Raw genomic sequence first — 6,696 nt, 5'->3', positions numbered from 1 at the left:
GGCAACATAGCGCACGCCAAGGCGGGCCTTGCGGCGATACCCCAGTGACGGCGAACGCATGGGCTCGATCCACTGCTCCGGCTCAATGCCGCCAAAATGAACAAACTGCTCCTGCAGGGTTTTTTCCTTGAAGGCTATCTGGAAATCCGGTGACATGTGTTGCAGGCTGCAGCCACCACAAAGGTCCGCAAACTCACAGGGCGGCACCTGGCGTTCAGCTGCCGCCTCCAACACCTCCAGCGTCCGCAGTTCATCGTAGCGCCGATGGCTGCCAACCATTTTGGCCATCACCTTCTCACCAGGCAGTGCCCCGTCCACAAACCGGGTCTTGCCATCTTCGAGGGCAATGCCCCGGCCGTCGTGGCCCAGTCTTTCAATGGCACATAACTGGGGCTCGGTAGGCAGCGCCTTCCTGCGTCTTCGGGTCATAAGTGTTCCTGGAACATGAATTCTGGACAGATGTGGGGCATGGAATCCGGCGCTCAGGCGCCGGGGAATACCCCGGTGGACAAATAGCGGTCGCCGCGATCACAGATAATGGCCACTATCACCGCATTTTCAACCTGACTGGACAACTTGAGGGCAGCGGCGATGGAGCCACCGGACGATACCCCACAAAAGATACCTTCTACCCGGGCCAGTTCCCGCATGGTGGTTTCGGCCTCATCCTGACCCACGTCCAGCACCTGATCTACCCGGGTGGCATCGTAGATTTTGGGCAGATAGGCTTCCGGCCAGCGACGAATACCGGGAATGGAGGAACCTTCCTTTGGCTGCAGACCGATGATACGAATATCCGGATTGCGCTCCTTCAGGTAGCGGGATACGCCCATAATGGTGCCAGTGGTGCCCATTGAGCTGACAAAGTGGGTTACCCTGCCCTGGGTCTGCTCCCAGATTTCAGGCCCGGTGGTGCGGTAGTGGGCCAGCGGATTGTCCGGATTGGCAAACTGGTCCAGCACCACGCCCTTACCCTCGGCCTGCATGCGGGTGGCCAGATCCCGGGCCACCTCCATGCCTTCCTGTTGCGACACGGTAATGATCTCGGCCCCGTAGGCGCGCATGGAAGCACGACGCTCCTCACTCATATTGGCGGGCATGATCAGTACCATGCGGTAACCCTTGATGGCCGCAGCCATGGCCAGGGCGATGCCGGTATTTCCGCTGGTTGCTTCAATCAGGGTATCGCCCGGGCGGATGTCACCCCGCTTTTCCGCCTCCTGAATCATGCTGACAGCCGGGCGATCCTTGACCGAACCGGCCGGGTTGTTACCCTCAAGCTTGGCCAGTACCAGGTTGCTGGTTTGTCCCGGAAGCCGCTGCAATCTGACCAGCGGAGTATTGCCGACATAATCCTCAATGGTAGGGAAATGCATGGTATGTCCGCTCCTCTGTAAACGTCTGTCTGACCGGTGTCCGCGGAGCACCGGAAGCACCGCCCCGGCGACTGTTTCACTGTTTCCCGGTACCCTTATGATACACTCCGCTGGGCATCATACGCGTAACCGGGGGCATCGCCCAATACGCCTTGTGGCTATGACCATGACCGGTGGCTATAAGCCAGCGTAAAGAATACAGGCATACCGCTGGTGCCGACGGGCTAACGGCTTGCCAGTATAATAGAGCATGACTTTTTCCAATCACCAGGGATCGGGAACGGAGAGCAGACAAACCTATGCGCCGCTGGGGTATTCGCAAAAAAGTTCTGGTTGTCACTCTGGTCCCGACCCTGCTGACCACTCTGCTGCTTGGCCTGTTTTTCACCTGGAGCTGGGTGCAGAACATCAATCAGTTGCTGGATGACCGCGGTGACTCACTGTCACGGCAACTGGCAGCAGCGGCGGAATACGGCATGTTCACCGCCAACCGCAGCCTGCTGGGCACGCTCTCCAACGCCCTGCTGGAAGAGCAGGATGTTCGCTCCATCACCTTTTACAATGCTCGCCGCGACCGGCTTTTGCACACCGGCCCTTCGCTGGCCAATCCGGGATCAGATGGCCGGGAACTGGACACCTCGACCCGCCGCTGGCCCCAGAGCGACAGCACCATCTACGTATCCCCTGTTTACCTGCAGGACCTGATGCTGGACAACCTGCTTGAGCTTGAAGCGCGCTCCGGCGCCCCGGCAGGCGTCGAGCCCATTGGCTGGGCCGCAATCGAGATGTCCCATATCCGCACCGAGAAGGAAACCTGGAAAGCGCTGTTCATCTCGTTGCTTATGATTGTCGCCGGCGTTCTGCTCAGCCTGGTCATTGCCATGCGCCTGAGCCGCTCGTTCACCGACCCGGTGTTTGAACTGAACCGCGCCGTTGCCAGACTCAAAGAAGGCAAACTGGACACCCGGGTACACACCGCTGCAGGACCCGAGTTCGAACAGCTGGAATCCGGTCTCAATGCCATGGCCGAGGAGCTCAGCAAGGCCCAGGCGGAAATGCAGCAGAACATTGATCAGGCCACCGAAGACCTCCGGGAAACCCTCGAAACCATCGAAATCCAGAACATCGAGCTGGATTTCGCCCGCAAGGAGGCACTGGAGGCCAGCCGGATCAAATCGGAATTCCTGGCCAACATGTCCCATGAAATCCGCACCCCGTTGAACGGCATTATCGGCTTTACCGAGCTGCTGCTGAAAAGTCCGCTGCAGAAACAGCAAAGCGAGCACCTGAATACCATACGCAAGTCCTCGGAAATTCTGTTGACCATCATCAACGATATTCTCGATTTCTCGAAGATCGAGGCCGGCAAGCTGATCCTCGACCGGGTGCCCTTCCAGCTCAGGGATATTGTGGAAGATGTGATGGTCATGCTGGCGCCTGCTGCCCACGGCAAGAACCTGGATCTGGTGCCTCTGGTTTACGACGATGTCCCGGACAACATGATGGGCGACCCGCTGAGGGTCAAACAGGTCATTACCAACCTGGTCAACAATGCCATCAAGTTCACCCAGACCGGTGAAGTGGTGCTGCGGGCCAGCCTTGAGGAGGAAGACACCGAGAACCACCGGGTGACACTGCGTATCAGCATTACTGATTCCGGTGTCGGCCTGTCCCGGGCCCAGCAGCAATCCCTGTTCAACGCCTTCAGTCAGGCCGATGCCTCCACCGCCCGCCAGTATGGCGGCACCGGTCTGGGTCTGGTGATTTCCAAGCGCCTGGTGGAAGAGATGGGCGGCACCATCGGCCTTGAAAGTGAGCTGGGCAAGGGCTCGACGTTCTGGTTTACCCTCAGCGCCGAACTGGCATCCAGCACCGAAGCGCCCCGCCCCAGTGATGCACTGCGGGGCGAACGGGTGATTTATCTGGAACAACAGACCACCACCGGTCTCGCCGTTGAGCACATCCTCAACGACTGGGGCATGAGTGTGACCCGGGTTGCCTCTCCCGGTGAGTTGCTGGAACAGGTGGAAGAAGCCCAGCAGCGCCAGACCGGATACGCCGCCGCCATCGTGGGTATCACCAGGCACCTGCTGAACTCCAGTCAGTACCGGGATCTGCTGAACACCCTGGAAATCGACCGTGACTGCCGGACACTGCTGCTGACACCCACCCTGGAAACCCACCACAATGTACTGACCGGTTTTGCCAGCGGACATCTGGTGAAACCGGTATGCCGTCACAGCCTTTACGATGAGCTGCTGATGCTGGTGCATGGCATTGACACCCAGTCGGACGAGCTTTCTCCCAGCTCCGCCATCGTCCCGCGACTGGCCTACACCCCGGGACCGGCGCCCAGAGTGCTGGTGGTTGACGACAACGATGCCAACCTGAAACTGGTACTGACCCTGCTGGCCGACTGCCGGATACCGGCAGAGGGTGCCTCCAGCGGATTCGAAGCCATCAGCAAGGCCCGCCACACCCGTTTCGAGCTGATTTTCATGGATCTGCAGATGCCGGGCATGGACGGTGTCGAAACCACCGCCCGTGTCAGGGCGCTGGACGAGGGCGACCATCGCACCGCCATCATCGCGCTGACAGCGCATGCCCTTGCCGATGAACAGAAGCGCCTGATGCAAAAGGGCTTCGATGGCTATCTGGCAAAGCCGGTAAACAGCCGGCAACTGCTGGACACACTGGCAGAGTTCACCGGTTTCCAGGCGCCGGAGGACCTCTGGAAGCACAGCGGTGCCATCGCCGACTTCCGTGACACCCGGCGCCCGCTGAGGCCCTCGACCCGGCAGCGCCAGAAATCCAGCGTGGATATCAGTGAAGGCGTCAGGCTGGCAGCCGGCAAAAGGGATCTGGCGGAGGAGCTGTTCAGCATGCTGCTGGAACAGCTCGGACCGGACATGGTAACCATCAGGGAAAAATGGGCGCTGGATGACCGCGAAGCGGTATTGGAATGCGTCCATAAGCTGCACGGCGCCACCCGTTACTGCGGCGTTCCTGAGCTCAGAGATGCCGCTGAGGCCTTTGAGACAGCCCTCAAGCGCAAGGCTGCGAACTGCGAGCTACTCAAGGCACAGCTGCTTGCGGCCATGGAGCGCCTCGAAATCTGGGGCCAGCAAACGGACTGGCAGCCGCTGTTCAGGAACAGCCAGTTCCAGACCCGACATTAGCAACGCACGCTCTACCAACGAGCCTGATCCAGAAGCAACCGCATATCCCGCACTGCCTCTTTCATGCCGGTGAACAACGCCCGTGCCACGATGGCGTGGCCGATATTCAGCTCATGGATGCCGGGAATGGCAGCCACCCGCAGCGTGTTGTGGTAATTGAGGCCATGGCCGGCGTTCACGATCAGACCTTTGCGGCGGGCATAGGCGACGGCATCGGCGATGGCCTTGAAGGTCCGCTCGACGTCTGCCGGATGTTCGGCTTCGGCATATTCACCGGTATGAAGCTCAATCACCGGTCCGCCGCATCGATCTGGGCCGGAGCCGGATCAATAAACAGTGACACCTCTGCCCCTGTTCTCGCCAGCCGCTCACAGGCCCGGGCGATACGATCCTCCTGGCCCTCTACATCGAGCCCGCCCTCGGTGGTCAGTTCCTCCCGTTTTTCCGGCACCAGGCATATGCATTGGGGCTTCACCTGCTCGGCGAAATCCATCATCGCATCGGTGACTGCCATTTCCAGATTCATGCGGGTATTGAGGGTCTGACGCATCAGCAATACATCGCGGTCCTGAATGTGGCGGCGATCCTCCCTGGGATGAATGGTAATGCTGTCTGCCCCGGCTTCTTCCGCCACCATGGCTGCCTGTACCGGATCCGGATACCGGGTGCCCCGGGCCTGTCGCAGAGTGGCCACGTGATCGACGTTAACACCCAGTAAAACTCGCTCGTTCATGCCGAACTCTCCATCAGGTTGAAGGTTTGTTGCCAAAAAGACCCCGGCTGTTCAGTGGCTTGCCCTGCAACAGGAAATCCACCAGTGCGCGCATGACCTGTTTACCAACGCGCCGCTCCGAGTCGCCGGCCAGATTGCCGGCCGCGATACTCAGTAATACGCTTCCGGGCAACCGCTGCAATCGGGCCTGCGGCGCCGGGCTGGCCAGAATACCCTGCTGCGGATCATAGCAATAAATCCGGTCATCACGCACAGACTCCCCGGTTCCCGCCACCGCATCCCAGGCAAAGCCATAACCCAGGGACTCCGCAAGGGCTCCCTCAAAACGCCGCAAAACCGGCTCCACATCAGCGCCAGTGGCCAGCTCAGCAAGCGCCGCCAGATAGGCGACAAACAGCCCGTGGCTGGCTTCGCCGGCAGGCAGCAGTTTTTGCAAAAGTTCGTTCAGATAGAAACCGCTGTACAGGGCCCGGCCATGGCCAAGGCTGACGCCGGGGCGATTGTCGGTCTGGGTAAGGGTTTTCAGATCACTGCGGCCCTGCCAGTCCACCAGCAGGGGCTGAAAAGGCTGCAGCTGCGCCTTGAGAGGGCTGCGGGGGCCATTGGCACCCCGGGCAACCACCGTCATGCGGCCATTATTGAGTGTAAACAGGTCTACCAGCAGGCTGGTTTCCCGGTAGGGACGTCGATGCAGTACGTAGGCAGGTTCCTGTTGCACCGAACCCGGCATAAGCGCCTCAGAAGTCGTTCATGCCCAGGCTTTTCAGGGCCCGGTCGCTGTCGGCCCAGCCGCGTCGGACCTTGACCCAGAGTCGCAGCATGACCTTGCTATCAAACATCCGCTCCATGTCCTGACGGGCTTCCTGACCAATCGTCCGTAACCGGTCACCCTTGTCGCCGATCACGATTTTTTTCTGTCCTTCCCGCTCAACCAGAATCAGTGCCGATATATGCAGGGTATTGGGCTCCTGCCGGAACTCCTCGATTTCCACCGCCACCGAATAAGGCAACTCGGCTCCCAGTTGCCGGGTGATTTTCTCCCGCACCATTTCAGCCGCCATAAAGCGTTCGGTGCGATCGGTGATCTGGTCATCCGGATACATGTGCACACTCTGGGGCAGGTAACCCGCCACCGCGGCTTCCAGTGGTTCCAGGTTCTGGCCCTTCAGCGCAGATAAAGGAATCACCTCGGCAAAGTCCCGGCGGCTGGCCAGCTCCTGCAGCGCCGGCAGCAGGGTGTCCCGGCGCTCGATCTTGTCCACCTTGTTCACTGCCAGGATCACCGGGCAGGTCAGGTGTTCAAGCTTCTTCAGTACCAGATCGTCCTCGGTGGTCCAGTAGTGGCGGTCCACCACGAAGACCACCACATCCACATGCTTGAGCGCTGACGAGGCTGCACGGTTCATGT

5 protein-coding genes and 1 pseudogene are annotated in these 6,696 nt (G+C 60.0%); 1 reads left to right on the top strand and 5 read right to left on the bottom strand.

Going from position 1 to position 6,696, the window contains the following annotated elements; genetic code table 11:
• Positions 1-429: TRAM domain-containing protein (locus tag AAC035_RS17020; protein WP_339806254.1), on the bottom strand; the 429-nt coding region annotated here is incomplete at its 3' end.
• Between the two features lie 53 nt (positions 430-482).
• Positions 483-1,376 (bottom strand): cysteine synthase CysM, encoded by an 894-nt coding sequence (gene cysM, locus AAC035_RS17015; protein ID WP_339806251.1) that lies wholly within the window; start codon positions 1,374-1,376, stop codon positions 483-485.
• A 299-nt stretch (positions 1,377-1,675) separates the two neighbouring features.
• On the opposite strand from cysM, the gene AAC035_RS17010 reads away from it, so the two are divergent.
• On the top strand, positions 1,676-4,555 hold the full coding sequence (locus AAC035_RS17010; RefSeq protein WP_339806249.1) for an ATP-binding protein: 2,880 nt from the start codon (positions 1,676-1,678) through the stop codon (positions 4,553-4,555).
• Between the two features lie 11 nt (positions 4,556-4,566).
• On the opposite strand, the pseudogene pdxJ reads toward AAC035_RS17010, so the two are convergent.
• The 3 genes and pseudogenes from pdxJ to era form a co-directional block, all read right to left on the bottom strand.
• Positions 4,567-5,288, bottom strand: a pseudogene (gene pdxJ / locus AAC035_RS17005) (pyridoxine 5'-phosphate synthase).
• A 13-nt stretch (positions 5,289-5,301) separates the two neighbouring features.
• Complete coding sequence (gene recO, locus AAC035_RS17000) at positions 5,302-6,018, bottom strand: DNA repair protein RecO (protein ID WP_339806246.1); 717 nt, start codon at positions 6,016-6,018, stop codon at positions 5,302-5,304.
• 7 nt (positions 6,019-6,025) lie between these two features.
• On the bottom strand, positions 6,026-6,696 hold a 671-nt coding region (gene era, locus AAC035_RS16995), incomplete at its 5' end, for a GTPase Era (RefSeq protein WP_339806244.1).

Source organism: uncultured Marinobacter sp., assembly GCF_963974375.1.
In the GTDB taxonomy this organism is placed as follows: Bacteria; Pseudomonadota; Gammaproteobacteria; order Pseudomonadales; family Oleiphilaceae; genus Marinobacter.
Note: the sequence above shows the minus strand (reverse complement) of the source record. Positions and strands in the feature narration are given on the sequence as shown.